The following is a 26,824-nucleotide window of genomic DNA, read 5'->3' as shown; positions in this document are numbered from 1 at the left end:
CTCATTGAGCCGCTTTTTTTGTGTGTGCCAAGATTTAAGCTTTGGCTTTTTCTTTGGTTTCTGCCACTGGGGAAGCTGCGGCTGCTGGATCAGCCTCTTTCTTGGGAGGACTGCAATCGAAGCACACAAACATGGATGAACCCAAGATGCGTTTGAATGAACCGTTGTTGCGGGGCTTGTGAACGCCGCACTTGATGCAGCTCATGGTGTCGCCGGTGCGGCCTAGGCCTTCGAAGGGTGAACCGCCTTTTTTCGATTTGTAGCGCAAACCGTCGTTGGAGATTTCTGTTTTTTCTGGGCGTGACATTCGTTTTAGTTCTCGAGGCAAAGACGGTATTTTCGCAAATTTATCAACCGTTCTGACAACCGGCCTTTAAAAACCTCAAAATTCACCTCAAAAAGCGCTTGGAAAGCTTTAAAACGCTGGGTCCAATGCGTTTAGAGATGGCTTGGCGGTGTTTGGCAAACAGCACATAGGCGGGTTGCAGCACAGGCATGAGCCAGCTGCGCGACAGCAGCCATGCCAAAACTGGCAGTTTGGCCAGCCGGTAGGCGTTGGCAAACACAGGGACGCCCACCAGCACTTGTCCATCGGCTGTACGGCCATGAATCTGCGCCATGGCGGCCTCGCACGAGATGTTGTGACCTGCGGCTTCAAACCCAGTTTGGGTGACATCGACAAAGGCCAACTGGCCCTGCGCGTTGCGGCTCTGCAAGAAATCTATCTCAACCACACACAGTGGGCACTGGCCGTCGTAGTACAGCGTGAGTTCGGGCGTGGCGGTGATCGTGGTGTTTTGCATGGTTATGTAGGCTAGCACGCCCACAAAGCGCAGGGCTGTACAAGGGGTAATCGGGCAGAATTCACCGTATGACACAAACCTGCTTTGATACTGCCACCACAGCCACACAACGCGTGATTCATGCGCTTGAAGGTGCCGCCAGTCCTGCCGCGCAACACGTGTTCACGCAGCTGTACGCCAATGCCGCAAGGGCTGCGGCCCAGCATTGTGATGCGCAGGTGCAAGCGGGCAGCAAACTAGGTGCGTTGCACGGTGTTTGCATCACGCTCAAAGACAACATTGATGTGGCTGGCGAGACCACCATGGCCGGCGGCGTCGTGTGCGCAGGCGAAGCGCCTGCACAGCACAACGCAACGGTGGTGCAACGTTTGCGCGATGCAGGTGCAGTGGTGTTGGGTAAAACCAATATGAGTGAGTTTGCTTTCTCTGGCGTGGGCATCAATCCTCACCACGGCACGCCTGCCAACCCCGCTGACCCAACGCATGCCCGCGTGCCTGGTGGCTCGTCATCCGGCGCGGCTGTGTCGGTGGCTTTGGGGCTGGCCGAGGTGGGCATTGGCACAGACACGGGTGGCTCTATTCGCATACCCGCTGCGCTGTGTGGCTTGGTGGGCTACAAGAGCACACAGTCGCGCATTCCGTGCACGGGCGTGATGGAGCTGTCACGCACGCTGGACACCGTGGGCAGCATCACCCGCTCGGTGCGGGCATGTTTGGCTGTGGATGCAGTGCTTTCGCAGCAGTCCTTGCCCACTGACGGCATAGAGTTGCGCGGCTTACGTTTTGCCGTGCCGCAAACCTTGATGATGGACGATGTGGATGCCACAGTGGCCCAAGCTTTTGCGCGCACCTTGCGACGTATCAGTGAGGCGGGCGCACAAGTGGTGGAGATACCTTTTCAAGCCTTGGGTGACATTGCTGCACTCAGCATGCCCGGTGGGTTTTCGCCCATCGAGAGTTATGCCGCACACCATGCCCGCCTAGAACGCGGTGCACACCAAATTGACCATCGCGTGGTGGCCCGCATGACGTTGGGCAAGGGCATCAGCGCCCAAGACTACCTAGAGCTGCACAACCGCCGTAACGCTTGGATAGCGGCAGCCCAACAAACGCTGCACGGCTTTGATGCCATGTTGTGTCCGACTGTTCCGAGGGTCGCCCCGTTGATTGAGCCACTGCTCAAAGACGATGATGCGTTTTTCAAAGTCAACCGTTTGTTGCTGCGCAACCCTTCAGCCATCAACTACATGGATGGCTGCGCTTGGAGCTTGCCGATCCACGCAGCGGGCGAATTGCCTGTGGGTTTGATGGTCTCAGGCCTAGCGGGGCAAGACGCGCATTTGGCGAGGGTAGCCCTGGCTTTGGAAAACTTAATCGAGTCTTTACATGCTTAGATCACAATGGCAGCATTGAGAGAAAGGGAGCGAGTTATGACGATTAAATTTCGCACACTGGCCATGGGTGTTGTATTGGCTGCCATGGCCGGCGCGGCCATGGCGCATGGCCCGTACGGTGGTTATCGCGGGCATGGCGGTGGTTATTACCGTGGCGGGGGTGACTATTTTTGGGGGCCTGCATTGGTGGGCGGCGCGATTGTGGGCACATCCATTTATTTGTCGCGCCCCGTGCAGCCCTCGACCGTCATCATCACCAGCCCACCAGCAGTGGTGGTCTCTACACCCATGCAACCCGGTACATGGGTCAATGGTCAACAGGTGCAAGCGCCTGTTGAAGCGTATTACTGCCGCGAAACTGGGCAGTATTTCCCGATGGTGCAAACCTGTGTCAGTCCTTGGATGGTGGTGTTGCGATGAACAAAGCTTTTCTATGTGTGTTGATTGCGGGCTTGCTGCCCTATGTGTGCGCGATGGTTGCGAAGTGGGGTTTCCAAAAATTTGACAACCACAACCCTCGCCAATGGTTGGCGCAGCAAACCGGTTTTCGTGCGCGTGGCAATGCCGCACAAGCCAACAGTTTTGAAGCGTTTCCATTCTTTGCAGCGGGTGTGATCATCGCCACCTTGGCGCAGGTAGATGCAGCGCGTATTGATTTGTATGCCTTTACGTTTGTCGCGGCGCGCGTGGGCTTCATCATCTGCTATGTGGCTGACAAGGCCAGCCTGCGTTCATTGTGCTGGTTGGTTGGCTTGTTGAGCGTGGTCGGTTTGTATGCGGCAGCTTTGGGTTTGTAAAGCTGTCATCCGATTGCCGAGCTACGGCGTTGTAGAGCTACCTTTTTTACAAAGCGAGTCTGCTATGAAACGCGTTTCCGCCCTTTTAGCCTGTTTGTTGGCCTTTGCCGTGATCGTGCCTGCGCACGCGGACGGACGTGGACACGGCGGCGGTGGTCGACAAGGTGATCACGGTTTTAGCCAAAACTACGGTGGTTACGGTGGTTACGGATACGGCCATCACTACCGCGGCTCTAGCAACCATTGGTTGGCACCCGTGTTGGGTGCTGCTTTGGTTGGGAGTGTGATTTATGCAGCCAGCACACCCAGCTATGCCATGCCTCAGCAAGTGGTGGTGCAACAGCAATACGCACCGCCTAGTCGTGTGGCGTATTTTTGCCCTACTTCGCAGCAGTTTTACCCCAATGTGCCGACTTGCCAAGTGCCTTGGCAGCTGACCAACTACTAAAACAACAAAGCCGGGCTAGCCCGGCTTTTTGTTGTGCACTGCATGTGCATGAAGTAGCTGGGTCACGTCTTCAAAGTGTGACCACTTCTTTGTGACCCAGACGGTTGGAGTAGCGCACTTTGCCGCCCGTGGTTTCTAGCTCCAGGCGAGCGCTGCGGCCTGCGTACACGTGGTGTTTGAGCCATTCCAGTTCTTGCTTCATCTCAGGCTCACCTGCCACCACGCGGCTCCAACAGCGCAGTTCGGCTGACCAGCGGTAGTTGCGTGCCTTGAGCTTGTCTTTGGTTTCAAACGGTGAGTTGATGGCATACACCTTTTGCTGTGGCTTGTTCAAAGTCAGCAGCACAGCCAGCAGGGCGGTTTGTTGGCTTTGCGGCAACACTTGGTTCAAGAGTTCTAGCAGCGCCCAGCAATCGGCTTCGGCACGGTGGGCTTCGTAAAAGTAGCCTTGGGTGCTGAGCAGATACTCCAGCTTGGCCGAGCCAAAACCTTCTTCGCGCCAATCAATGTCTTTGATGCTGCACGCCCAGTTGAGTTGTTCAAACAGGGGCCAGCGGGCTTCGACAAACGGGCGGTCAAATGCGGCGTTGTGGGCAATGACCACGTCCACGTTTTTCAAAAACTCAGCCACGCGTGCGTCGTCAATGCGGTGGCCTTGCACCATCTCGTCGGTGATGTGGTGCACGGCTGTGGTGGCAGGGGGAATTGCAAAGCCAGGATCTTCCAGCTCGTCAAACACATCGCTCACGCGGTAGACCGTGCCTGTGACGGGGTCGAATTCAAAGGCCAGCATGCCTAGCTCAATCACACGGTCTTGGGCGACGTCAAAGCCGGTGGTTTCAGTGTCAAGCACGACACCTTTGCTGAGTTTTTGACCGGGGGCAGGCGTGTTGAACACACGGCCAGGAATGAGGCGGCGAAGCACCCGGTAGTCTGGGTGTTGTTCGAGTTGTTGTGCGAGTTGTTCGATGTCTTGAGTCATAGAGGCAATGTTAAGCCTGGTCGGCCTGTGTGGCGTTGCGTTTGGCGATGGCACGCGATAAAAATAAACCCAAGGCACAAACCACCATGGCGTCCGCACCCAAAATAGATTGCGAGTTGTAATGGTTGAAGAGTTCTGCCAAGACCAAGACGCCCAGCGATTGACCTAAAAACATAAAACCAGCAAACAGCGTGACGCCTGTGCCCCTCGCTTTGGGTAATAGTTGGGTGGCTTTGGCTTGCATGGTGTTGTGAAACATCGCAAATCCAAAACCCGCCACAAAGCAAGATGGCAATGCCAGTTGCCACCAAGGCGAAAACGCGATCACAACAAATGCCGCACCAAAGCTGATGCCGCCATTGCGGGCCAAGCCGACCTCGCCAAACCGTCGGATGGTGATTTTTGCAGTGGCCATATAAGCCATACCACCTAGTCCAAATAAAGCAGTTGTGCCGCCTGCCAAGGTGAGGGAAATGTGGTGCACCTGATGCAAGTGCGCGGCGGTCACCGCCAACACCCCAAACACGGTCGCACCCTCAATCAAGGCCAAGCTTAAAAAAGTGCGCGCCCAAGGGTTGTGTGCCACCTCTTTGAGTTGTTGAAAAAAACCTATCGGCGCATGTGCGTGCGGGGTCGCTTGCTTCAAATGTTTGAGTTGTTGCCACAGCAAAAAACTCACGGTGGCAAACGCAGCGCTCATCAGCACAAACGCCCAACGCCAGCCCAAGGTGTCGGTCAGCAAGCCACCAAACAGCTGACCGGCTGTGATGCCCAGCATGGTGCCCAAGCCCACACGTGCCAGTGTTTCTTGGCGTTGTTCGTAATGCACGGCATCACCCACCCATGCCAGCGATAGCGGAATGATGGCGGCCGCCGCCAGCGCAGTGCCAATGCGTGCAGCAATGAGAAACGTGAGGTCGGCACTGAGTGCCGACAGCAAGCTGCCCACGCTGCACCCAATGGTGGCCAGCATGACCACGCGGTACTTACCGAAGCGGTCGCCTACGGGGCCGTAGAACAGTTGCATCAAGCCGTAAGCAATGGCGAAAAATGAAATGGCCCGCGAGGCCTCACTGATGGGTGTGCCAAAAATGCGCGACAGCTCGGGCAGCATGGGGTCGCAAATGCGCTGCACAGCCATGCTGCAAAACGTGGCGAGTGACAACAAAAAAATCGCCCGACGGGTGGTGGGCGATAGCGCGTGCGTGGCCGTTTGGGAGTGGTTGGTATTGGTTTTCAAAGCGGGACCACTTTAACTGCTGGCCGATGGCGAACACTGTCCCATGTAAGTCAAAGTCGAGAAATTTGTGTTTTGCGGTTTAGCATCGGCGCTATGAAGTTTTTTGCGTCTTTGTTAATTTTCGGGTTGGGTTTAGTGGTCGTACCCATTCAAGCGCAATCAAAAACCGAGGGCATCACTGTCGACGTCTTGGGTGTGTACTTCACTCCGTCTGCGAACGCTGCCGCGGCGATTGTGAAAGCCATCGATGCCAGCGAACGTGAGGTGCTGGTGCAGGCCTATGGCTTTACCCACAACGCCATGGCGCAAGCTTTGGTGCGGGCGCACCAGCGTGGTGTGAAGGTGCGTGTGCTGTTAGACCAAAAGAGCCAAACGACCAATCGTTACGTCATTGGTGTGCTGACCGATGCCGATATGGCGGTGCGCCAAGACGGCAATCATGCCATTGCGCACAACAAGCTGATGGTGATCGATGGTGCCATCGTGATCACGGGTAGTTTTAACTTCACCAACTCTGCCGAGACGCGCAATGCCGAGAATGTATTGATCTTAAAGTCAACCGACTTGGCCGAAACCTACCGACTGCAGTGGCAAAACCACTGGGCGCATGGCGTGGAATAAGGGTTTGAATGCGCAGATTTAGTCTGCCAGCTCTAAAACGCACCATTTAGGCGCAAAAACCTTGTCAGCATGCAACTCTTCTCTAAAATACAAACCATGCTGCACTGCAACATAAATTCAGCTTAGGCAGGATTCAGAGCAGTTTGACCATCCTTTTTAATTTTGGAGATTTGAAATGACTTTGACACCTGAACAAGTAATCGCCGCTAACAAAGCTAACCTCGAGACTTTGGTTGGCTTGACCACCAAGGCCTTCTCTGGCGTGGAGCAACTCATCGAGTTGAACTTGGCCGCTGCCAAAAGCACCTTAGCTGATTCACAAAAACAAACCCACGCGGCCTTGAGCGTGAAAGACGCACAAGAATTGTTGGCTTTGCAAGCCAGCCTGTTCCAGCCTTTGGCTGAAAAGGCCGCTGCCTACAACCGTCACTTGGTGGAAATCACCACAGGTACAGGTTCACACTTCCAAGGCCACGTCGAATCCAAAGTGGCTGAAGCCCAAAAAGCTTTCCACGACATGGTGGACAACGCTGCTAAAAACGCACCCGCTGGTTCTGAGTCAGCTGTTGCCGCTTTCAAAACTGCGGTTGCCGCTGGTAACAACGCATTGGAATCTGTGCAAAAAGCTGTCAAGCAAGCCACAGATGTGGCCGAAGCTAACTACAAAAATCTGACCGAAACAGCTTTGAAGTCAGCCAAGCCAGCTGCTAAGAAGCGTTAATTTTTAAGGTTCTCCAAACCTTTGAGACGGCTCCTTCGGGAGCCGTTTTTTTTGGGCTCATCGGCAAAGCGCTGCCTAATGGCAAGAGACTCTTCTGCAATAAGATTCAGCCCATGGATAAGCGATTGTTTTTAAGTGTTTGCATCACGCCCTTATTGGTCGCGTGTTCGTCGCTGTCGCGCAAACCTTTATCCAACGCATCCCCCTCGCAAAGCTATCCCAACCACGCCACCCAACGCCAAGACATCGTCATGCAAGCCATCGCTATGCTTGACCGCAGCTATACCTACGGTGGTAAAAAACTGCACACGGGGTTTGATTGCTCCGGACTTGTCACGTTTGTTTACAAACAGTCGGCGGGTCTTGCGCTCAAGGGCAGTGCTGCGCAAATGGCGGAGGCCACGCGGTCGATTGATGCGCCTCAAGCCCATCCTGGTGACCTGGTGTTTTTCAACACACTAGGTCCATCGTTTTCGCACGTGGGCATCTTCATAGGAGACGGCAAATTTGTGCATGCCGCCAATGAGCGAACGGGTGTGAAAACCGAGCGCTTGAGCAATGGCTATTGGTCTAAGCGCTTTGAAGGTTATCGCACCTTCTTTGCCTAAGGTCTGGCGCTTCGTTTGTTTCTGTGTTCTAGGCGTGGTCGCGAATGGCCAATGCGGCTTCTTTCACCAGCGCTGGGCCTTTGTAAATGAGACCGGTGTAAATTTGCACCACGTCCGCACCGGCTTTGATCTTGGCTACGGCATCGTCGCCGCTCAAAATGCCGCCCACGCCGATGATGGGGAAGTTGGGGCCCATCGCCGTGCGTAGCTGGCGAATGACTTGATTGCTTTTTTCGAACACTGGCGCGCCAGACAGACCACCGGTTTCGTCAGCGTGCGCCATGCCTTTGACCGCGTCGCGGGCGATGGTGGTGTTGGTGGCGATCACGCCCCATGATGGCGTGCCTTCATGCACACAGTGGCGCTTCAAGGTGGCCGCAATCACCGCGATTTGGTCGCTGTCCAAATCGGGCGCAATTTTGATGAACACAGGCACTTGCTTGTTGTGCTGTTTGGCTAACTCAGCGCGGCGTTTGGCGAGTGTCCCAATGAGCGCATCCAGCGCTTCGTCGCTTTGCAACTCGCGCAGGTTCTTGGTGTTGGGGCTGGAGATGTTCACCGTCACGTAGTCGGCGTGTGGGTACACGCCGTCTAAGCAAATGAGGTAGTCGTCGGCTGCGTTCTCAATGGGCGTGGCGGCGTTCTTTCCGATGTTCAGGCCCAAGAGCATGGGGGTGCCGCCTTGCTTGGCTGAATTCGTGCGGAACTTCGCCAGCTTCACGTTGGCCAAGAAGGCATCCAAGCCGTCGTTGTTAAAGCCCAAGCGGTTGATCAGCGCATTGGCTTCGGGCAAACGGAACATGCGCGGCTTGGGATTGCCTGGCTGGCCCTTTGGCGTCACCGTGCCCACTTCAACAAAGCCAAAACCCATCGCGGCCAAGCCATCGATGCATTGCGCGTTTTTGTCCAAGCCTGCGGCCAAGCCCACACGGTTGGGGAAGGTCAAGCCTGCCAACTGCACCGGGTCTTGCACGCGGGTTTGGCAGTAAGCCCAAGCCAGCAGTGTGTTTTGTGTGCGGGCCAGCATGGCCAGCGTGTGCTCATGGGCGGTCTCCGCATCCATGGCGAACAGAAATGGGCGGGCGAGGGAATAAGGCAACAGCGACATGGATAATCTCAAGCTTTGGTCAATCAACCTCGGATTTTCGCCCATGAGTACCCCACAAAACGCAGCCCCCCTGACACAAGATGAATTGAAAACTTTGGTGGGCCAAGCCGCCTTGCAATACGTGGTGCCCGGCGAGGTGGTGGGCGTGGGCACGGGCTCCACGGTGAACAAATTCATCGACGCGCTGGCGACGATGAAAGACCAAATCAAAGGCGCGGTGTCGAGCTCGGTGGCTTCCACCGAACGCTTGCAAGCCTTGGGCATCCCCGTGTTTGAAGCGGCCGACGTGGAAAGCCTGTCGGTCTACATCGACGGTGCCGACGAAATCGATCACCAAGGCCACATGGTCAAAGGCGGCGGCGCTGCGTTGACCCGCGAAAAAATTGTGGCCGCACAGTCCAAGATGTTTGTGTGCATTGCCGATGAAAGCAAACTGGTCGATGCACTGGGCGCTTTCCCCTTGCCAGTCGAGGTGATTCCCATGGCCACTGCACGTGTCATGCGCCAGTTCGCCGCGATGGGCGGCAGCGCCAAAGTGCGTTTGAAAGATGGCCAGCCGCTGGTGACAGACAACGGCCAACATATTGTCGATGTGACTGGCTTGAAAATCAGCGACCCCCTGCAGTTTGAAACCGACGTCAGCCAATGGCCTGGCGTGGTGACCGTGGGTGTGTTTGCGCATCAAAAAGCACAGGTGTGTTTGCTGGGTACATCGACCGGCGTGAAGACTTTGACGTTCTGATTCGACTCGCCCAAAAAGCAAAAAGCCCTGACGTTGTTGTCAGGGCTTTTTTCATGGCGCAGTGTGCGTTAAACCTGTGACATGCCTTGGTGGCGCAGCAGCGCATCGAGCTGTGGCTCACGTCCACGGAAGGCTTTGAACGATTCCATCGCAGGGCGACTACCGCCAACTTCCAAAATCGTTTCGCGGTAGCGGCGGCCGGTGTCGATGCTGGGCTCTCCATCCGCGCCAGCGGTTTCTTCAAACGCGGCATACGCATCGGCGCTCAGCACTTCGGCCCACTTGTAGCTGTAGTAGCCGGCTGCATAGCCGCCTGCAAAGATGTGGCTGAAGGTGTGTAGCGTGCGACCCCATGCAGGGCTTTGCAGCACGGCCACTTCGGCGCGCACATCGCGCAGCACTTGCATGAAGTCTTGCGCTTTTTCCCCGTCTGTGTGCAGCAGCATGTCCACGAGTGAAAACTCAATTTGACGCAGGGTTTGCAAACCGCTTTGGAAGTTTTTGGCAGCCAGCATTTTGTCAAACAAGGCGCGTGGCAAAGGCTCGCCAGTGTCGACGTGCGCGGTCATGTGGCGCAACACGCTCCACTCCCAGCAGAAGTTTTCCATGAACTGGCTAGGCAGTTCAACCGCGTCCCACTCCACGCCGCTGATGCCTGACACGTCGCGCTCGTTCACTTGCGTGAGCATGTGGTGCAAGCCGTGGCCGCATTCGTGGAAGAGGGTGATCACGTCGTCGTGCGTCAATAGGGGTGGCTTGCCGCCTACGGCTTCGGAGAAGTTACACACCAGGTGAGCCACGGGTGTTTGTAAAGCGCCTGTGTCGGGGCGCACCCAGCGCGCGCGCACATCGTCCATCCACGCCCCGCCGCGCTTACCTGAGCGCGCACCTGGGTCGAGGTAAAACTGGCCCACCAGTTGTCCCGAGCGCTCAATGCGATAGAATTCAACGGCTGGATGCCACACAGGTGCTTCGTCGCGACGAATGCTGACCTCAAATAAAGTTTCCACAATCTTGAACAAACCAGCCAAGACCTTTGGTGCAGTGAAGTACGGTTTGACCTCTTGCTCGCTGAAGGCGTAGCGGGCTTCTTTGAGCTTCTCGCCGATGTAAGGCCAGTCCCATGGTTGTGGGTCTTGCAAGTTCAAGTGTTCGGCGGCGAAGGCGCGCATTTCGGCAACGTCCTTTTCGGCGTAGGGGCGGGCGCGCTTGGCGAGGTCGCGCAAGAACGCCATCACCTCGGCGGGCGACTGCGCCATCTTGGCCGCCAACGACACTTGGGCGTAGTTGGCGTAGCCCAATAGCTGCGCTTCTTCTTGGCGCAGGGCCAAAATTTCTTTCACCCACGGTGTGTTGTCTTGTTCAGTTTTGCTGTTCTGAACTGCTTCAGATTGGTCTGATGCGCGTGTGGCGTATGCGCGGTACATCTTTTCACGCAGGGCCGAGCTGTGGGCAAACTGCATGATGGGCAGGTAGCACGGCATTTTCAAATTCAATTTGTGGCCAGCCACGCCGTCCTTTTCTGCAGCGGCGCGTGTGGCTTGCAACACATCGTCTGGCACACCCGCCAACTCTTCGGCGGTCACGATGGCCGACCATTGGTCAGTCGCGTCGAGCACGTTCTCGCTGAACTTTTGGCTCACCTCGGCTTGCCGCTCTTGGATGGCAGCAAAGCGTTCTTTGGCAGCACCCACCAACTCAGCACCCGACAACACAAAGTTACGCATGGCCAAGGTGTGGGCGTGTTTTTGCTCAGTATTCAGGCTGGCTACGTCGATGGCTTTGTACTTGGCATACAAACGCTCGTCTGCGCCCAAGCGTGTGTAGAACTCGGTCACGCGTGGCAGTGCTTCGGTGTACGCAGCACGCAACTCAGGCGTGTCGGCCACAGAGTGCAAATGGCTCACAGCCCCCCAAGCGCGGCTGAGCTTCTCGGTGGCGACATCCAGCACCGATGCAATCGCTTTCCATTCGGCAGGGAAGTCAGCAGCAGTGACTTGCTCTAAGGCTGCATCGGCCGCAGGCAACAGCTGGTCCAGTGCAGGCGCGATGTGCTCTGGCTTGATGGCGTCAAACAGCGGGTGGTTTGAAAAATTGAGAAGCGGGTTGGTGGCGTGTGTCATAAGAAACTTTCAATGCTGCTCAGATAAGGCTCGTTGCGCTGATTCCAAGGTGTTGACCAATAGCATGGTGATGGTCATGGGGCCCACGCCGCCAGGCACAGGGGTGATGTAGCTGGCCACTTCTTTCACGCCTTCAAAGTCCACATCGCCGCAAAGCTTGCCTTCATCGTTGCGGTTCATGCCTACGTCTAACACCACAGCGCCAGGCTTGACCATATCGGCGGTCAACACATTGCGTTTGCCTACCGCAGCCACGATGACGTCGGCTTGCAAGGTGAGTGCTTTGAGGTTTTGGGTGCGCGAATGGGCCACCGTCACGGTGGCATCTTTTTGCAGCAGCATGAGTGCCATGGGCTTGCCCACAATGTTGCTGCGGCCAATCACCACGGCGTGTTTGCCTTTCAGGTCGAAGCCAATGCTCTCGAGCATCTTCATGCAGCCATAAGGCGTGCAAGGCCAGAAACCGGGCATACCTGTCATCAACGCACCGGCGCTGGCGATGTGAAAACCATCCACGTCTTTGGCGGGGCTGATGGCTTCGATCACTTTTTGCGCGTCAATATGCGCAGGCAAGGGCAGTTGCACCAAGATGCCGTGAATGCTGTCATCGTGGTTGAGTGCCTCCACGCGAGCCAATAAATCGGCTTCAGTCATGGTGGCTTCGTATTTTTCGAGGACCGAATGCAAGCCAGCGTCTTCGCAGGCCTTGACCTTGTTGCGCACATACACCTGGCTGGCTTGGTTGTCGCCGACCAGCACAACGGCCAAGCCCGGTGTTAATCCCTTGGCCTTGAGGGCCGCCGTGTCGACGGCGACTTGGGCGCGCAGTTGTTTGGAGAGGGCATTGCCGTCAATGAGTTGTGCAGTCATGGTCTTGTGTATACAGATGAAATGTGGAATTGAAAACGCCCGCTTTAAACGGGCGTTATGGAGGCGGTTGCGCGCAAAAAGACTGAGCGCGAAACGTGTGGGCCTTTAAGCCTTGGGGGCGTTTTGTCCGAGGGCTGTTTTCAACAGATCAGCCACCGTGTTGGCGTTGAGCTTTTCCATGATGTTGGCACGGTGCGCTTCCACGGTTTTAATGCTGATGCCCAAATCGTCTGCAATTTGCTTGTTCAAGCGACCGGCCACGATGCGTTCGAGCACTTGGGCTTCGCGGGTGGTCAGCTTGGCCATCAGCGCATCGCGGCTGGCGGCTTGCAGGGATTCAGCAAACGCGGTGGTGGCTTGGGCCAACATGCGCTCAACCAAGGTCACCAAAGCAGTTTCGTCAAAAGGCTTTTGGATGAAGTCCATTGCGCCTTTTTTCATGGTGTCCACCGCCATGGGGACATCGCCGTGGCCGGTGATGAACACGATTGGTAGGGGCGACTTGCGTTCAACCAAACGGTCTTGCAACTCTAGGCCGGTCATGCCACCCATGCGGATGTCCACAATCAAACACGCCACTTCGCGTGGGTCGTAGCGACTCAGGAAAGTTTCGGCGGAGTCGAAGCAGCGAACACGGTAGTCTTTGCCCTCTAACAACCATTGCAATGAATCGCGAACGGCCTCGTCGTCGTCAACAACGTAGACCGTACCTTTTTTGGGAATCAAACTCATCTAATTACTCCAACCTAGCGGACCGGTATCCAGAAGGAAAAGCGGCAGCCCGTTATTTCATCAGCATTGTAGAGGTTCTCAGCCTTCATCCGGCCTTGGTGGGATTCCACGATGGAGCGGCACAAATTCAGGCCAATTCCCATGCCTTCTGACTTGGTGGAGAAGAAGGCTTCAAATAAACGCTCCATCACTTCAGGCGCTAAGCCACGCCCCGTGTCGGTGACCGAAAACTCAATCACCGGATGACCTTCTTCTTGGCGTGGCAACACCTTGAGTTCCACATCGCGTTGGGTGAGTGGGCGCTGTGCAAGGTCAATCGACTCGGCTGCATTGCGCATCAAATTTACCAACACTTGCTCAATCAGAATCGGGTCTACGTTGACGGCGGGTAGGCGTGCTGCCACCACTTGGCTCAGGCGCACCTGTCGCCGACGCATCTCAATCCCCGCCAGTTCAACGGCTTCGATCACCATGGCGGCCACATCGGAAGGTGTGCGGTTGGGTTCGCTGCGTTTCACAAAACTACGGATGCGTTGAATGATTTGACCTGCGCGCTGCGCTTGGTGCGCAGTTTTCTCTAGGGCTTTGAGTAAGTCTTCTTCACTCAAGTTGTTGGCCTTGATGCGCGAAACCATGCCGCTGCAGTAGTTGTTGATGGCGGTCAGCGGTTGGTTCAGCTCGTGGGCCACGCTGGATGCCATTTCACCCATGGTGATCAGGCGGCTGGCTGACTGCGCACGTTCGGCTTGCACCTGTGCTTGCTCTTCCGCTTGGCGGCGTGCCGTGATGTCTGATGCAATCACCATTTGTGCCAAACGGCCATCCACCCAATTGAGGTAGCGCGAACGCACTTCGAGCCATTTGCCCAACTCGGGTAAGTAAATTTCGGCGTTCTCTGATTTGGTTTCTGTCATGCCCTCAGTGGGTAGGCCCATCAAGCCATCGTCTTGGTCTTGGCCGTCATCGTCAGCCGCCTCTGAAGCGCTCATAGTGCGGGGTTGGCCAGCTTGCGAGACCAAGTTCAGGTGGCCTTGGGTGGTGCTGGCAAACCATTGGCGATACAGCTTGTTGGCAAACAGCAGTTCTTTGCTGCCCAGCGGTGCCACGGAGACAGAGGCGTCCAAGCCTTCTAGCACGGTGGTGAAGCGGTCATGCGCTGCAGACAGCTGTTCACGCACGCGGTTGGGTTCGGTGATGTCGGTCATGGACGTCATCCAACCCGTTTGTTGCCCACGGGCGTCGATGAGGGGTGACACATACAAGCGGGCATCAAACACTTCGCCACTTCGCCGTTTGACACGCACTTGAAAGCCGCTGCTGGTGGTTTCGCCTTGCAGCTCTTGGGCAAGTTTTTCTTCTAGAGTTTCTCGGTCCTCGTCCGGCCAATAGGGAAAGGGGGGTACACGCCCCACCAGTTCTTCTTCGGTCCAGCCGGTCATCTGACAGAAGGCGGCGTTGACATAAGTGATGCGGCCTTTGAGGTCCATCGCGCGCATGCCGGTGAGTATGGAGTTTTCCATGGCGCGGCGAAAATTGGTTTCTGCCACCAAAGCTTGCTGCACCTGCACACGGCGTCGCGTGTGACGCCAAGTGCCAATGAGCATCCATGCGGTCATGGCGCTGAGCACCGCGACCAGCCAAAAGACGCCGTTGCCCACTAAGCCATTGGACGTGCGATAGGCCTGCGCGTGCAAGGTCAACTCGTAACCCACTGGCGTGATGGGCACTTCGTATTCATTGGTTCTGAATAACCAAGGCAGTACCTCCGTCACTTTAGGCTTGGACGAATTGGCTTGACCCGCTAGCACCTTGTTGCTGGCATCGCGCAAAGATACGGCATACCGTTCGGCAACTTCGCTGGGCACGGCAAAACGCAACATGCCTTCCATGCTGTATTCAGCAATGATCACCCCCTCAAATTTGCCTCTGTTGTACATGGGCACATGCAGTTGCAAATACGCATAGGCGGTTTTCGTCGGATTTTTTTCCAAGACGGGATGCGAGTAAACCGGCTGGTGTAATTCACGTGCCAACTGAAACGCGTGCATGGTTTCTGAGTTTGCAATGACTTGGCCTGTCAGCAGTGTCTGCGTGCTGTTGCTGCTGGGTGTTGTGTAAGTGGCTTGGATTCGCAGCGCGGGGTCTACCCATGTCAGCCTGGCCATTTCCAAACTTTGAATCAGGACTGCTTTAGCCTCTGTATTGAAAGTTTTTTGATTGGTACCGCCATCGGTGATGTCACGTGCCAATCTCATGACTTGTTCTTGTTTGTCCAGCAGACGCAGACGCATGCGCTGCTGCGCGTACTCCACATCGCGATGCACGACCTCTTGTTCGCGGTCCAGTTCTTCGTAGCGCAAATACCAAAATGCGGTGGTGATCGCGGCCATGAACAGCACCACAGCTGCCAGCGGTGCCATGAAGGCGAAGCGGTCTTGGCGGTTGGGTGTTTGCTTGCGCCACCAAGTACGCCATAGGCTGATCAGTGGTTGAAGAAACGGGACGATGGATGTTTTGTACATGTGCTGCGAGTTTATGCGGGAGGGTAAATACGGTCTTTGAATAATTACTAGATTTCATAATAAGAAATCAATGACCGCTATTTGAAATATCGGGAATTTGTGCGAAACTTCGTACATTCGAGTCATAACAGTGCAACAAGAGGAGACAAACATGTCAGCACAACCGAACGATCTGCGCACCGACGTGGACAGCCAAGAAACGCGTGAATGGATGGACGCGTTGTCCGCCGTCATCAATGCAGAAGGCCCCGAACGTGCGCACTTCTTGTTAGAGCAATTGCTTGAACATGCGCGCGAGAGCAGCATCGACATGCCTTTCTCTGCCACCACCGGCTACGTCAACACGATTGAGCCCGACAAGGAAGCGCACTGTCCTGGCAACATCGAAATTGAAGAGCGCCTACGCGCTTACATGCGTTGGAACGCGATGGCGATGGTGGTCAAAGCCAACCGTCACCACCCCGTCGATGGCGGCGACCTCGGCGGCCATATCGGCTCCTTCGCTTCACTGGCACACATGTTTGGTGCGGGCTTTAACCACTTCTGGCACGCTGAAAACGAAAACCACGGTGGCGACTGTCTCTATATCCAAGGTCACGTGTCACCTGGCGTTTATGCCCGTGCTTACTTGGAAGGCCGCTTGACCGAAGAGCAGTTGCTCAACTTCCGTCAAGAAGTCGATGGCAAAGGTTTATCCAGTTACCCACACCCCAAACTCATGCCTGAGTTCTGGCAGTTCCCTACGGTGTCGATGGGCCTTGGCCCCTTGATGGCCATTTACCAAGCGCGTTTCTTGAAGTACTTGCATGCACGCGGCATTGCCAACACTGAAAACCGCAAAGTCTGGGTGTTCTGCGGCGACGGCGAGATGGACGAAGTCGAATCATTGGGCGCCATCGGTCTGGCCGCTCGCGAAAAACTCGACAACTTGATCTTTGTCGTCAACTGCAACTTGCAACGCTTGGACGGCCCAGTGCGCGGCAACGGCAAGATCGTGCAAGAGCTCGAAGGCGAATTCCGTGGTTCCGGCTGGAACGTCATCAAGCTCTTGTGGGGCAACGAGTGGGACAAGCTCTTGGCCCGCGACAAAGACGGCGCCTTGCGCAAGATCATGATGGACACTTTAGACGGCGACTACCAAGCCTTCAAAGCCAACGACGGTGCCTATGTGCGCAAACACTTCTTTGGCCGCGACCCGCGCACCCTTGAGATGGTGTCGCACATGAGCGACGACGAAATTTGGAACTTGAAGCGCGGTGGCCACGACCCACAAAAGGTTTACGCGGCTTACCACGAAGCCGTCAACCACAAAGACCAACCCACAGTGTTGTTGATCAAAACCGTCAAAGGTTTTGGCATGGGTAAAGCGGGCGAGGGCAAGAACAACGTTCATCAAACCAAGAAGCTCACGGACGACGACATCCGCTACATGCGCGACCGCTTCAACATTCCTGTGCCAGACAGTGAATTGGCCAATGTGCCTTTCTACAAGCCTGCGGATGACACCCCAGAAATGCAATACCTGCACGAGCGCCGCAAGGCCTTGGGCGGCTACTTGCCACACCGCCGCACCAAAGCTGAAGAAAGCTTTACCGTGCCGTCGTTGGACATCTTCAAATCGGTGATGGAGCCCACCGCCGAAGGCCGTGAAATTTCGACCACGCAAGCCTACGTGCGCTTCCTCACGCAGCTCTTGCGTGACCAAGCTTTGGGCCCACGCGTCGTGCCAATTTTGGTGGACGAAGCCCGTACCTTTGGTATGGAAGGTTTGTTCCGTCAAATCGGTATTTACAACCCAGCAGGTCAGCAATACACACCGGTCGACAAAGACCAAGTGATGTACTACAAAGAAGACGTCGCTGGTCAAATCTTGCAAGAAGGCATCAACGAAGCCGGCGGTATGTCGAGCTGGATTGCAGCAGCGACTAGCTACTCCACCAGCAACCGCATCATGGTGCCGTTCTACGTGTACTACTCGATGTTTGGTTTCCAACGCATTGGCGACTTGGCTTGGGCAGCTGGCGACATGCAGGCACGCGGCTTCTTGTTGGGCGGCACCTCGGGCCGTACCACCTTGAACGGCGAAGGCTTGCAGCACGAAGACGGTCACAGCCACATCATGGCCAACACCATCCCGAACTGCGTGTCTTATGACCCCACCTTCGCACATGAAGTGGGCGTCATCCTGCACCACGGTTTGAAGCGCATGGTCGAGAAGCAAGACAACGTTTTCTACTACATCACTTTGCTGAATGAAAACTACGCGATGCCCGGCCTCAAAGCTGGCACCGAAGAACAGATCATCAAGGGCATGTATTTGCTGCAACAAGGCGAAGGCAAGAAGACCGCACCACGTGTGAACTTGTTGGGCTCGGGCACCATCTTGCGCGAATCCATGGCTGCACGCGACTTGCTCGCTGCTGATTGGGGTGTGGCTGCCAACGTGTGGAGTTGCCCAAGCTTTAACGAACTCACACGCGACGGCCAAGACGCTGAGCGTTACAACTTGTTGCACCCCACCAATGAGGCAAAAGTTCCGTTTGTCACTGCACAGTTGGACCCTTATGTCGGCCCAGTCGTTGCATCGACCGACTACATGAAGGCGTACGCCGAACAGATTCGTTCGTTCATTCCCAAAGGCCGCACCTACAAAGTGTTGGGCACTGACGGCTTCGGTCGTTCAGACTTCCGCAGCAAGCTGCGTGAGCACTTTGAAGTCAACCGCCACTACATCGTGGTGGCTGCACTTAAGGCCCTCAGCGAAGAGGGCACTGTGCCAGTTGCACAAGTGGCTGAAGCCATCAAAAAGTACGGCATCAAAGTCGACAAGATCAACCCGCTGTACGCTTAATCTGGGAGACACAACATGGCATTGCTAGAAGTAAAAGTCCCGGACATCGGGGATTTCGATGAAGTCACCGTCATTGAGTTGATGGTCAAAGTGGGTGACACCGTGAAAGCGGACCAGTCCCTGATCACCGTCGAATCAGACAAAGCCTCGATGGAAATTCCATCGAGCACAGCAGGCGTGGTGAAAGAGCTGCGCGTGAACTTGGGCGACAAGGTCAAAGAAGGCTCAGTGGTGTTGGTGGTGGAAGCCGCTGGTGCACCCGCAGGCACTGCGGCCTCAAATGCATCAGCAGCCCCTGCGGCCGCCGCACCTGCAGCAGCTGCTCCTGTAGCCGCCGCTGCGCCTGCCCCTGTCGCTGCAGCCCCCGTAGCTGCTGCAGCGACAGGCTCCATCGAAATTCACGTGCCTGACATTGGTGACTTCAAAAATGTGGCCGTCATCGAAGTGTTTGTGAAGCCTGGCGACACCATCAAGGTGGAGCAATCGCTCATCACCGTTGAGTCTGACAAAGCGTCGATGGAAATTCCATCCTCACACGCAGGCGTGCTCAAAGAGCTGAAGGTCAAAGTGGGTGACACCGTCAACATCGGTGACTTGCTGGCTATTTTGGAAGGCACGGTATCTGCTGCAGCTGCACCCGTGGCTGCTGCCGCATCTGCAGTTGCCGTTGCTGTGCCAGCTGCAGTTACTGGAACTACTGCGGTCGCTTCAGCTTTTGCCGCCGTGGCAGCTCCTGCACATGCACCAGGCGCACCCACATTGGGCTTGCCGCACGCATCACCCTCCGTGCGCAAGTTCGCACGCGAACTCGGTGTGCCGTTGGAAGAGCTCAAAGGCTCTGGCCACAAGGGGCGCATCACACAAGACGACGTGCAAACGTTTACCAAGTCTGTCATGTCAGGCGCGACACAAACTAAGGCGCAAGCAGCCAAGGGTGGCGCATCTGCGGGTGGCGATGGTGCAGCTTTGGGTCTCATCCCATGGCCGAAGGTCGACTTTGCGAAGTTCGGCCCGATCGAGCGCAAAGAAATGGGCCGCATCAAGAAGATCAGTGGTGCCAACTTGCTCCGCAATGCCATCATGATTCCAGCCGTCACCAACCATGACGATTGCGATATCACCGACCTCGAAGCCTTCCGCGTCTCGACCAACAAAGAGAACGAGAAGTCTGGTATCAAAGTGACCATGCTTGCTTTCTTGATCAAGGCTTGCGTGGCTGCGCTCAAGAAATACCCAGAGTTCAACAGCTCGCTGGACGGCGATGCCATCGTCTACAAAAACTACTGGCACATCGGCTTTGCCGCTGACACGCCCAATGGTTTGATGGTTCCCGTCATCCGCGATTGCGACAAAAAAGGCGTGCTGCAAATCAGCGCTGAAATGTCAGAGCTGGCCAAGAAAGCCCGCGACGGCAAACTCGGCCCCGCCGAAATGACGGGTGCAACCTTCACCATCTCTAGCCTCGGCGGCATTGGTGGCAAGTACTTCACGCCCATCATCAACGCGCCCGAAGTGGCCATCCTTGGTGTGTGCAAGAGCACCATGGAACCCGTGTGGAACGGCAAAGAATTTGTGCCACGCTTGATGTTGCCTCTGAGCTTGACGTGGGACCACCGCGTCATCGACGGCGCAGCAGCGGCACGCTTCAATGCGTACCTCGGTCAAATCCTCGGCGACTTCCGTCGCGTGTTGCTCTAAGGATGGAACTTATGAGCCCCCACACTCACATTCGTTCGTTGCCCCCCGAGGGGGTGCATGCCTCCTTTGAGGCGGCTCGGCAGGAGGCATATTCATGTCAATGATTGATATCCAAGTTCCAGACATCGGCGACTTCGACGAAGTGGCCGTGATCGAGTTGCTGGTCAAAGTGGGCGACACCGTCAAAGCTGAACAGTCACTCATCACCGTGGAGTCCGACAAAGCGTCGATGGAAATTCCATCCTCACACGCGGGCGTGGTGAAAGAGTTGAAAGTCAAGCTGGGCGACAAGGTCAAAGAAGGCTCTGTTGTGTTGGTGTTGGATGCAGAGGGTGCGGCTTCCCCGCCTGCTGCTCCAGCTACACCTTCACCCGCTGCGGCTCCAGCAGCACCCGCTGCCTCAGTTGCAGCAGCCCCAGCACCCACAGCCTCATCCTTTGGCGGCTCAGCCGACATCGAGTGCGATGTGCTCGTGTTGGGCGGTGGCCCTGGCGGTTACTCAGCTGCATTCCGTGCGGCTGACCTCGGCTTGAATGTGGTCATCGTTGAGCGCTACGCCACCTTGGGTGGCGTGTGTTTGAACGTGGGTTGCATTCCATCCAAAGCCTTGCTGCACGTCGCAGCGGTGATGGATGAAGTGGCTCACATGGCTGACCTCGGTGTGGACTTCGGCAAGCCGGTGGTCAACATCGATAAGCTGCGCGGCCACAAAGAAAAAGTCATTGGCAAACTCACAGGCGGTTTGGCTGCCATGGCCAAGATGCGCAAGGTCACCACCGTGCGCGGCTTGGGCCAGTTCATCGGCGCCAACCACCTCGAAGTGTCCGAGACTACCGGCACCGCGCAAGAACAAAACGGCAGCAAAAAAGTGATCGCCTTCAAGAAGGCCATCATCGCTGCAGGCTCGCAAGCGGTGCGTTTGCCGTTCATGCCCAACGATCCTCGGGTTGTGGACAGCACGGGCGCTTTGGAACTCAAAGAAGTGCCCAAGCGCATGCTCATCTTGGGCGGCGGCATCATCGGCCTGGAAATGGGCACCGTTTACAGCACGCTGGGCGCACGCCTGGACGTGGTGGAAATGATGGACGGCCTCATGCAAGGGGCTGACCGCGACTTGGTCAAAGTCTGGCAAAAGATGAACGCCAAGCGCTTTGACAACATCATGCTCAAGACCAAGACCGTGTCCGCACGCGCCTTGCCCGAAGGCATTGAAGTCACGTTTGCACCGGCAGAAGAGGGCGGCACAGCCCCCGCGCCGCAGGTGTACGACCTCGTGTTGCAAGCTGTGGGCCGCACGCCCAACGGCAAAAAACTCGCCGCTGAAAAAGCAGGCGTGGCTGTGACCGACCGTGGCTTCATCAACGTCGACATTCAAATGCGCACCAACGTGCCGCACATCTTTGCCATTGGCGACATCGTGGGCCAGCCCATGTTGGCGCACAAAGCGGTGCACGAAGCACACGTGGCGGCCGAAGTGATCGCGGGCGAGCTGCAAGGCAATAAAGAGTTGGCAGCCGCTGCGTTCAACGCACGCGTCATCCCAAGCGTGGCCTACACCGACCCCGAAGTGGCATGGGTCGGCTTGACCGAAGACCAAGCCAAAGCGCAAGGCATCAAGGTGAAAAAGGGCTTGTTCCCTTGGACCGCTTCGGGCCGCGCCATTGCCAACGGCCGCGACGAAGGCGTGACCAAACTGCTGTTTGACGATTCACCCGAGGCCCACGGCCACGGCAAGATCCTGGGCGGCGGCATGGTGGGCACGCACGCGGGGGACATGATTGGCGAGATTGCGCTGGCCATCGAGATGGGCGCAGACGCTGTGGACATCGGCAAAACCATCCACCCACACCCCACGCTGGGCGAAAGCATCGGCATGGCGGCAGAAGTGGCGCACGGTAGCTGCACGGACTTGCCGCCTAGCAAGAAGTAAACGCTTCGCGCTGCTAAAAAAACCCAGACAGTTGCCTGTCTGGGTTTTTTTATTCTGCGAAGGTCTGCTAATCGCCGTATGTCATGCGGTGATTAAGCGATGTATTCACCGCTTCTCAATGCGCCCCGAGGTAACACCCCTCAGCCCGCTCCCCATCCACTTCATCACCTTCCTCGCTACACAGCGCGGCAATCAAGGCAAGGTCGGCCACTTGGCCGGGTAGCAGCAGCTCTTCATTGGTCCAGCGCTTGACCAAGTGGCCATTGGCCACGCCGCCCGTGTGTGGGGCTTGGTAGGCGCGGCGGTGTTGCATGGTTAGCCGGCTGTTGGCGTTGGCAATGAAGCGGCTTTCGCCCAAGGCCCAAGGTTCAAAGTAGGCGTTGGCGGCGGCATCGACTTGGCGAAAGTAGCTGCGTGCGCCTTCGGCGTTGAGCTTCTTGCGCACGGTGCGCGTGATGAGGCCTTGCAAGTGGTCAAGCGCTTCGTCGTCCATTTGGCTCAGAGTTTCTGGGCTCATGTCTTGCGTGGCCAATGCTGACGTGGCGGCGAGCTCGGCAGGCAGCACTTGCACCATGGCTTTCACCACGTCTCGGTGCGGTGCCACAGCGGTGGCCACGCCTCGTGTTTGCGGTTGAATGGGGCAGCGAATTTCCACAAAGCGCGGTTTGACGGGGCCCGTGCAGCCGTCGTGGTGGTAGTACTCGCCTTGGCTCAGCCGCCCTTTGCTAGAGCGCCCGCGCACATCGCGGTAAGTGGGGTGTTGGGTGTGTACGTTCAGACACACCACCAAACCCGTGGCGTCGACCAGCTTGTAAAAGGCCTCGCGCCATTCGGGCAACAGAAGTTTGTCGTGCAAGTAATCGGTGGGCTCTGTACCTTCGTGACCGACTTCGCCTTCAATGACCAACACGAACGGACGTGGCTTGCGCACGCGCCACAAGGCGTTGGCAAAGTTCAACACCGAGGTGGTTTCAGAATGTGTGTGTGCCGTGGCTTCGAACATGGAGCGTATTGGGTAGAGGGTAGGCTCGAATACCGAGCTGAAGACTGCACCAATTTTAGGGCTTTGCCGTGTTGGCCCGTGTGCGTGCGCGTGGCTCGATAAGATGCCCCATCATGAAATACACATGGCTAGGCCTTTGGCTTTTCATCAGCATCGCACACGCCCAAGTGGGTGACAAAGTGGTGTTGCCCAACTTTGCGATTGACCGAACCGAAGTCACCATCGGGCAGTTTGATCGCTATGTGCGAGCCACAGGCACAGTCACACGGGCTGAGAAAGAGGGCGGTGGTTTTGAATACGGCGCAGGGTGGGAGCGTCGCCCCGGTTGGGTCTGGCGCAAGCCTGACGGGCAGGCCACCCATGCCGACATGCCTGCCGTTCATTTAGATTTCTCAGAAGCCCAAGCCTATTGCCGTTGGGCGGGTGGGCGTTTGCCTACAGGGGCCGAGTGGCAGCTGGCAGGCTTTACCGAGCTGCGCGATGCACCGCCTGCGCCGTGGGTCAAAGGAATAACCTACGCGTGGTCAACAGGCGACAGCCCTCAAGGTGCCAATACGAGTGACGCCGATCCATGGCCGCGCGCAGCACCCGCGGGCGCAACCAAACAAGGTGTGAATGGCTTGTACGACATGGGCGCGAATGTGTGGGAGTGGACCACCGACAGCCAAGACAGCAAGGTCCGTGAGCGACGCACCGTCGGCGGCTCGTGGTGGTACGGTGCATTCAACATGAAAGCCGATGTGCAGGCATTCAAGCCTGCAGATTTTTATGCGGTGTACATCGGCTTTCGGTGTGTGTATGACCGTTAGATTGGGTCGTCACTCAACCTTGATGTCAAAGTCTTTCACGATCTTGCCCCAGAACGCGTAGTCCGAAGCCGCTACCGTGGTCAGCGCTTCGGCAGACGTGCCGGTGGGCGTGAGGCCTAAATCGCGCATGCGTGATTGGATTTCGGGCATTTTCACAATCTTGACAATCTCGGTGTTGAGCTTCGCGACGATGTCATCGGGTGTGCCTTTGGGGGCAAAAATGCCATGCCAAGAGCTGCCAATTTGACCGTTCACATCCAGCGTTGAGCCGAATTCGGTCATGGTGGGCACATCTGGCAAGCTGGCAATGCGCTCCGCGCCCGAAATGGCCAAGCCTTTGACCTTACCGCCCTTGATTAACGGGATGGCCGTGGTGGAGGCTTCAATCGACAGGCTCACCACGCCACTCATCACATCAGGCGATGGGTTGGTTTTGTAGGGGACGTGGTTGAGCTTGATACCTAGGCGTTGTGCCCATGCTTCCATGGCCACGTGCGGTTGAGACCCAACGCCCAAGGAGGCGTAATCGATCTTGCCGGGGTTGCGCTTGGCGTACTCGACAAGCTCTTTCATGCTGTTGTAGGGCGCATTGGGCGATGCGGTCAACACATGCGGCACCAACAGCAACTGGCTCACCGCTTTGAAATCGCGCACAGGGTTGAACTGAGGTTTTTGATACACATTGGGCGCAATGGCGTGCACGGCCTTGACGCTGAAAAACAAGGTGTAACCGTCTGCCGCGCTGGTGCTTGCTGCTTCTGCACCGATCATGCCGCCCGCACCTGGGCGGTTGTCGATGACCACCGGTTGTCCCAGTGCTTGGCTGAGTTTGTCGCCCACCAGGCGTGCAATCACGTCGGGAGAAATGCCAGCAGCAAATGGCACGACCATTTTGATCGGTCTGCTTGGATAGCCAGCGTTTTGTGCCCCAGCAGACGGCATGGCGATGGATGCGAGAGCTGCGGATGCGGCTGTTAATAGGTGTCTGCGTTGCATGAAATTTGTCTCCGTTAGTGTTGTTAAATTTTTGTGTTTTCTGCGCCCTTGAGCTGCAGCATGGCGCGTGCTTCATCGGGTGTGGCCACTTCAAGCCCCAGCCCTTCGATGATGGCGCGTGCTTGGCGCACTTGTTGCGCATTGCTCTCAGCGAGTTTGCCTTTGCCAATCCACAAGCTGTCTTCTAGGCCGACGCGCACGTTGCCACCTAAGCTAGCGCCCATGGCAGCAATACGCATTTGGTGGCGTCCAGCGCCCAGAACCGACCATTGGTAATCTTTGCCAAATAATCGGTCAGCTGTGCGTTTCATGTGCATCACGTCTTCGGGGTGCGTACCAATGCCACCCAAAATACCGAACACCGATTGCACAAAGAAGGGCGCTTTGATCAAACCCTTGTCGACGAAGTGCGCCAAGTTGTAGAGGTGGCCGATGTCATAGCACTCAAACTCAAAGCGGGTTTGGTTGGCGTTGCAGGCCTTCAATGCGAACTCGATGTCTTTGAAGGTGTTGCGGAAAATCAGGTCACGGCTGTTTTCTAAGTGTTCACGCTCCCAGTCGTGCTTCAAATCGGTGAAACGCTCCAGCATCGGGAAAAGTGCGAAGTTGAACGAGCCCATGTTGAGCGATGCCACTTCAGGTGAAAAACGCATCGAAGGCTGAATGCGCTCGTCGATCTTCATGAATGGTGAGCCGCCGCTCGTGAGGTTGATGACGGCGTTGGTGCCCGCTTTGATTTGCGGTAAAAACTTGGCAAATGCTTCTGGGCTTTGGTCTGGCTTACCTGTGATCGGGTCACGCGCGTGCAGGTGAATGATGGCAGCCCCAGCTTCGGCAGCTCCCAATGACGCCTCGATGATTTCTTCGGGTGTCACTGGCAGGTTGGGTGACATGGAGGGGGTGTGAATTGCGCCTGTGACGGCGCAAGTGATGATGACTTTTTGCATGAGGGTTCCAAAATGAACAGCTTGCATGCTACGAATTCAAACTACGCATCACACGCGCGTAAACCCTTGTGAACTCCTTGAAACGCCCTAAAACTGTCACCTCAGCAACAGGGGCACATCACTGACTCACAGCGCGAGCTGCCATGCCAATCGCTATATGCAATCGCTCTGGAGTTAAAACTCAAATCCGCCTTGTTTGCGCACACCCTCTGAGGCCGAGCCAGTCAGCAGATTCGCCAGCAATTGCGCTTGCTCCGGGTGTTTCGATTGGGTGCAAATGCCTAGGGTGTAATCGGTGTTGAGTTCAAACTCTAGGGGAAGGACATCGACCAAGTCCACTCCCTCGGTGTAGTTGATTTCGGTCACTTGTGTCGACCCAATCAGGTTGGCATCTGTGCTTTTGGCCATTTCACTCATGGCCGTTGCACCGTTGGGATAGACCCGAAATTTATGACTCAGGGATTGGTCTAGCCCCAGTGCTTTGAGGACGTTCATCACATGAATGCCAGCTGTGGCCTTTTCGGGATCTGGGAAATAAATGCCTTGTGCTGCGCTCATGGCTGCGTGGAGTTCGGCCCGTGTTTTGACGGGAGGGTGTGCATCGCCTGATCGAACTGCTACACCCGTTTTGACGCGTCCCAATGAGCGTGCTGAACCCGCTACGACATGACCTGATGCAATCAGTTGCTCAATCAGCGGTTTCGTGAGGATGATCACATCACAGGGTTCACCGGCGATCAGTTTGTCGCGCATCATGCCCACGGCGCTGAACGTACCGTGAATGGATGCGCCTGTGGATTTTTCAAATTCTGCTTGCACCGCTTTGACCACGGCTGCGGCTGCGCCGCCACTCAATACTTGCATGTTGTTCTCTTTCTG

At 56.3% G+C, this 26,824-nt stretch carries 25 protein-coding genes; 12 read left to right on the top strand and 13 right to left on the bottom strand.

Annotated elements, in window-relative coordinates:
• Positions 1 to 34 precede the first annotated feature (34 nt).
• Both RMR24_RS01825 and RMR24_RS01820 read right to left on the bottom strand, forming a co-directional pair.
• The gene (locus tag RMR24_RS01825; protein ID WP_310613379.1) at positions 35 to 307 is read right to left on the bottom strand and encodes a hypothetical protein; all 273 of its coding nucleotides are present in this window, start codon (positions 305 to 307) and stop codon (positions 35 to 37) included.
• Between the two features lie 82 nt (positions 308 to 389).
• The gene (locus RMR24_RS01820; RefSeq protein ID WP_310613378.1) at positions 390 to 803 is read right to left on the bottom strand and encodes a DUF393 domain-containing protein; all 414 of its coding nucleotides are present in this window, start codon (positions 801 to 803) and stop codon (positions 390 to 392) included.
• 68 nt (positions 804 to 871) lie between these two features.
• On the opposite strand from RMR24_RS01820, the gene RMR24_RS01815 reads away from it, so the two are divergent.
• From RMR24_RS01815 to RMR24_RS01800, 4 genes are all read left to right on the top strand, one after another.
• Entirely contained in the window at positions 872 to 2,197 is a 1,326-nt protein-coding gene (locus RMR24_RS01815; protein ID WP_310613377.1) for an amidase, read from the top strand.
• A gap of 36 nt (positions 2,198 to 2,233) precedes the next feature.
• Positions 2,234 to 2,617, top strand: a complete 384-nt coding sequence (locus RMR24_RS01810) for a hypothetical protein (RefSeq protein WP_310613376.1) — start codon at positions 2,234 to 2,236, stop codon at positions 2,615 to 2,617.
• Positions 2,614 to 2,994, top strand: a complete 381-nt coding sequence (locus RMR24_RS01805) for an MAPEG family protein (protein WP_310613375.1) — start codon at positions 2,614 to 2,616, stop codon at positions 2,992 to 2,994. The genes RMR24_RS01810 and RMR24_RS01805 overlap by 4 nt, the downstream gene beginning before the upstream one ends.
• Before the next feature lie 64 nt (positions 2,995 to 3,058).
• Complete coding sequence (locus tag RMR24_RS01800; RefSeq protein WP_310613374.1) at positions 3,059 to 3,442, top strand: hypothetical protein; 384 nt, start codon at positions 3,059 to 3,061, stop codon at positions 3,440 to 3,442.
• Between the two features lie 70 nt (positions 3,443 to 3,512).
• Here RMR24_RS01800 and RMR24_RS01795 read toward each other — a convergent pair whose 3' ends face one another.
• On the bottom strand, positions 3,513 to 4,424 hold the full coding sequence (locus tag RMR24_RS01795; RefSeq protein WP_310613373.1) for a 3'-5' exonuclease: 912 nt from the start codon (positions 4,422 to 4,424) through the stop codon (positions 3,513 to 3,515).
• 10 nt (positions 4,425 to 4,434) lie between these two features.
• Positions 4,435 to 5,664, bottom strand: coding sequence for an MFS transporter (locus tag RMR24_RS01790; protein WP_310613372.1), 1,230 nt, complete (start codon positions 5,662 to 5,664; stop codon positions 4,435 to 4,437).
• Positions 5,665 to 5,757: 93 nt separating this feature from the next.
• Between RMR24_RS01790 and RMR24_RS01785 the strand changes: the two genes are divergently transcribed.
• The 3 genes from RMR24_RS01785 (at position 5,758) to RMR24_RS01775 (ending at position 7,614) form a co-directional block, all read left to right on the top strand.
• Positions 5,758 to 6,285, top strand: coding sequence for a phospholipase D family protein (locus RMR24_RS01785; RefSeq protein ID WP_310613371.1), 528 nt, complete (start codon positions 5,758 to 5,760; stop codon positions 6,283 to 6,285).
• A gap of 175 nt (positions 6,286 to 6,460) precedes the next feature.
• Positions 6,461 to 7,006, top strand: a complete 546-nt coding sequence (locus RMR24_RS01780; RefSeq protein WP_310613370.1) for a phasin family protein — start codon at positions 6,461 to 6,463, stop codon at positions 7,004 to 7,006.
• Positions 7,007 to 7,119: 113 nt separating this feature from the next.
• Entirely contained in the window at positions 7,120 to 7,614 is a 495-nt protein-coding gene (locus tag RMR24_RS01775) for a C40 family peptidase (RefSeq protein ID WP_310613369.1), read from the top strand.
• Positions 7,615 to 7,642: 28 nt separating this feature from the next.
• Here RMR24_RS01775 and RMR24_RS01770 read toward each other — a convergent pair whose 3' ends face one another.
• Entirely contained in the window at positions 7,643 to 8,722 is a 1,080-nt protein-coding gene (locus RMR24_RS01770) for a quinone-dependent dihydroorotate dehydrogenase (protein WP_310613368.1), read from the bottom strand.
• A gap of 43 nt (positions 8,723 to 8,765) precedes the next feature.
• On the opposite strand from RMR24_RS01770, the gene rpiA reads away from it, so the two are divergent.
• Entirely contained in the window at positions 8,766 to 9,464 is a 699-nt protein-coding gene (gene rpiA, locus RMR24_RS01765; RefSeq protein ID WP_310613367.1) for a ribose-5-phosphate isomerase RpiA, read from the top strand.
• 68 nt (positions 9,465 to 9,532) lie between these two features.
• On the opposite strand, the gene RMR24_RS01760 is transcribed toward rpiA, so the two are convergent.
• The 4 genes from RMR24_RS01760 to RMR24_RS01745 form a co-directional block, all read right to left on the bottom strand.
• Entirely contained in the window at positions 9,533 to 11,587 is a 2,055-nt protein-coding gene (locus RMR24_RS01760) for a M3 family metallopeptidase (RefSeq protein ID WP_310613366.1), read from the bottom strand.
• A 9-nt stretch (positions 11,588 to 11,596) separates the two neighbouring features.
• Positions 11,597 to 12,457, bottom strand: coding sequence for a bifunctional methylenetetrahydrofolate dehydrogenase/methenyltetrahydrofolate cyclohydrolase FolD (gene folD, locus RMR24_RS01755; RefSeq protein WP_310613365.1), 861 nt, complete (start codon positions 12,455 to 12,457; stop codon positions 11,597 to 11,599).
• A gap of 105 nt (positions 12,458 to 12,562) precedes the next feature.
• Positions 12,563 to 13,189, bottom strand: coding sequence for a response regulator transcription factor (locus RMR24_RS01750; RefSeq protein ID WP_310613364.1), 627 nt, complete (start codon positions 13,187 to 13,189; stop codon positions 12,563 to 12,565).
• 14 nt (positions 13,190 to 13,203) lie between these two features.
• The gene (locus RMR24_RS01745) at positions 13,204 to 15,711 is read right to left on the bottom strand and encodes a PAS domain S-box protein (RefSeq protein WP_310613363.1); all 2,508 of its coding nucleotides are present in this window, start codon (positions 15,709 to 15,711) and stop codon (positions 13,204 to 13,206) included.
• A gap of 151 nt (positions 15,712 to 15,862) precedes the next feature.
• Here RMR24_RS01745 and aceE point away from each other — a divergent pair, with 151 nt between their 5' ends.
• From aceE to lpdA, 3 genes are all read left to right on the top strand, one after another.
• Positions 15,863 to 18,562, top strand: a complete 2,700-nt coding sequence (gene aceE, locus RMR24_RS01740; RefSeq protein ID WP_310613362.1) for a pyruvate dehydrogenase (acetyl-transferring), homodimeric type — start codon at positions 15,863 to 15,865, stop codon at positions 18,560 to 18,562.
• Between the two features lie 15 nt (positions 18,563 to 18,577).
• Positions 18,578 to 20,260 (top strand): dihydrolipoyllysine-residue acetyltransferase, encoded by a 1,683-nt coding sequence (aceF, locus tag RMR24_RS01735; RefSeq protein ID WP_310613361.1) that lies wholly within the window; start codon positions 18,578 to 18,580, stop codon positions 20,258 to 20,260.
• 94 nt (positions 20,261 to 20,354) lie between these two features.
• Positions 20,355 to 22,190, top strand: coding sequence for a dihydrolipoyl dehydrogenase (gene lpdA / locus RMR24_RS01730; protein WP_310613360.1), 1,836 nt, complete (start codon positions 20,355 to 20,357; stop codon positions 22,188 to 22,190).
• Between the two features lie 115 nt (positions 22,191 to 22,305).
• On the opposite strand, the gene RMR24_RS01725 is transcribed toward lpdA, so the two are convergent.
• Positions 22,306 to 23,193 carry a hypothetical protein gene (locus RMR24_RS01725; RefSeq protein WP_310613359.1) on the bottom strand — a complete coding sequence of 296 codons (888 nt, stop codon included), beginning with the start codon at positions 23,191 to 23,193 and terminating at the stop codon, positions 22,306 to 22,308.
• Between the two features lie 113 nt (positions 23,194 to 23,306).
• Here RMR24_RS01725 and RMR24_RS01720 point away from each other — a divergent pair, with 113 nt between their 5' ends.
• On the top strand, positions 23,307 to 24,002 hold the full coding sequence (locus RMR24_RS01720; protein ID WP_310613358.1) for a formylglycine-generating enzyme family protein: 696 nt from the start codon (positions 23,307 to 23,309) through the stop codon (positions 24,000 to 24,002).
• Positions 24,003 to 24,011: 9 nt separating this feature from the next.
• Here RMR24_RS01720 and RMR24_RS01715 read toward each other — a convergent pair whose 3' ends face one another.
• The 3 genes from RMR24_RS01715 to RMR24_RS01705 all read right to left on the bottom strand — a co-directional run bounded on the left by RMR24_RS01715 (position 24,012) and on the right by RMR24_RS01705 (position 26,809).
• Positions 24,012 to 24,998, bottom strand: coding sequence for a tripartite tricarboxylate transporter substrate binding protein (locus RMR24_RS01715; protein WP_310613357.1), 987 nt, complete (start codon positions 24,996 to 24,998; stop codon positions 24,012 to 24,014).
• A 23-nt stretch (positions 24,999 to 25,021) separates the two neighbouring features.
• Complete coding sequence (locus RMR24_RS01710; RefSeq protein ID WP_310613398.1) at positions 25,022 to 25,945, bottom strand: 3-keto-5-aminohexanoate cleavage protein; 924 nt, start codon at positions 25,943 to 25,945, stop codon at positions 25,022 to 25,024.
• Positions 25,946 to 26,119: 174 nt separating this feature from the next.
• Positions 26,120 to 26,809 (bottom strand): substrate-binding domain-containing protein, encoded by a 690-nt coding sequence (locus tag RMR24_RS01705; protein ID WP_310613356.1) that lies wholly within the window; start codon positions 26,807 to 26,809, stop codon positions 26,120 to 26,122.
• Positions 26,810 to 26,824 lie beyond the last annotated feature (15 nt).

Origin of the sequence: Limnohabitans sp. (genome assembly GCF_031539105.1) — a bacterium.
In the GTDB taxonomy this organism is placed as follows: domain Bacteria; phylum Pseudomonadota; class Gammaproteobacteria; order Burkholderiales; family Burkholderiaceae_C; genus Limnohabitans.
Note: the sequence above shows the minus strand (reverse complement) of the source record. Positions and strands in the feature narration are given on the sequence as shown.

Bases quoted from the DNA above. Each gene is read 5' to 3' on its own strand.
- aceE (WP_310613362.1), top strand. From the start codon at position 15,863: ATGTCAGCACAACCGAACGATCTGCGCACCGACGTGGACAGCCAAGAA.
- folD (WP_310613365.1), bottom strand. From the start codon at position 12,457: ATGACTGCACAACTCATTGACGGCAATGCCCTCTCCAAACAACTGCGC.
- RMR24_RS01745 (WP_310613363.1), bottom strand. From the start codon at position 15,711: ATGTACAAAACATCCATCGTCCCGTTTCTTCAACCACTGATCAGCCTA.
- RMR24_RS01810 (WP_310613376.1), top strand. From the start codon at position 2,234: ATGACGATTAAATTTCGCACACTGGCCATGGGTGTTGTATTGGCTGCC.
- RMR24_RS01825 (WP_310613379.1), bottom strand. From the start codon at position 307: ATGTCACGCCCAGAAAAAACAGAAATCTCCAACGACGGTTTGCGCTAC.
- RMR24_RS01750 (WP_310613364.1), bottom strand. From the start codon at position 13,189: ATGAGTTTGATTCCCAAAAAAGGTACGGTCTACGTTGTTGACGACGAC.
- RMR24_RS01805 (WP_310613375.1), top strand. From the start codon at position 2,614: ATGAACAAAGCTTTTCTATGTGTGTTGATTGCGGGCTTGCTGCCCTAT.
- RMR24_RS01705 (WP_310613356.1), bottom strand. From the start codon at position 26,809: ATGCAAGTATTGAGTGGCGGCGCAGCCGCAGCCGTGGTCAAAGCGGTG.
- RMR24_RS01815 (WP_310613377.1), top strand. From the start codon at position 872: ATGACACAAACCTGCTTTGATACTGCCACCACAGCCACACAACGCGTG.
- RMR24_RS01770 (WP_310613368.1), bottom strand. From the start codon at position 8,722: ATGTCGCTGTTGCCTTATTCCCTCGCCCGCCCATTTCTGTTCGCCATG.
- RMR24_RS01820 (WP_310613378.1), bottom strand. From the start codon at position 803: ATGCAAAACACCACGATCACCGCCACGCCCGAACTCACGCTGTACTAC.
- RMR24_RS01725 (WP_310613359.1), bottom strand. From the start codon at position 23,193: ATGTTCGAAGCCACGGCACACACACATTCTGAAACCACCTCGGTGTTG.
- RMR24_RS01780 (WP_310613370.1), top strand. From the start codon at position 6,461: ATGACTTTGACACCTGAACAAGTAATCGCCGCTAACAAAGCTAACCTC.
- aceF (WP_310613361.1), top strand. From the start codon at position 18,578: ATGGCATTGCTAGAAGTAAAAGTCCCGGACATCGGGGATTTCGATGAA.
- lpdA (WP_310613360.1), top strand. From the start codon at position 20,355: ATGTCAATGATTGATATCCAAGTTCCAGACATCGGCGACTTCGACGAA.
- rpiA (WP_310613367.1), top strand. From the start codon at position 8,766: ATGAGTACCCCACAAAACGCAGCCCCCCTGACACAAGATGAATTGAAA.
- RMR24_RS01715 (WP_310613357.1), bottom strand. From the start codon at position 24,998: ATGCAACGCAGACACCTATTAACAGCCGCATCCGCAGCTCTCGCATCC.
- RMR24_RS01710 (WP_310613398.1), bottom strand. From the start codon at position 25,945: ATGCAAAAAGTCATCATCACTTGCGCCGTCACAGGCGCAATTCACACC.
- RMR24_RS01760 (WP_310613366.1), bottom strand. From the start codon at position 11,587: ATGACACACGCCACCAACCCGCTTCTCAATTTTTCAAACCACCCGCTG.
- RMR24_RS01775 (WP_310613369.1), top strand. From the start codon at position 7,120: ATGGATAAGCGATTGTTTTTAAGTGTTTGCATCACGCCCTTATTGGTC.
- RMR24_RS01800 (WP_310613374.1), top strand. From the start codon at position 3,059: ATGAAACGCGTTTCCGCCCTTTTAGCCTGTTTGTTGGCCTTTGCCGTG.
- RMR24_RS01785 (WP_310613371.1), top strand. From the start codon at position 5,758: ATGAAGTTTTTTGCGTCTTTGTTAATTTTCGGGTTGGGTTTAGTGGTC.
- RMR24_RS01795 (WP_310613373.1), bottom strand. From the start codon at position 4,424: ATGACTCAAGACATCGAACAACTCGCACAACAACTCGAACAACACCCA.
- RMR24_RS01720 (WP_310613358.1), top strand. From the start codon at position 23,307: ATGAAATACACATGGCTAGGCCTTTGGCTTTTCATCAGCATCGCACAC.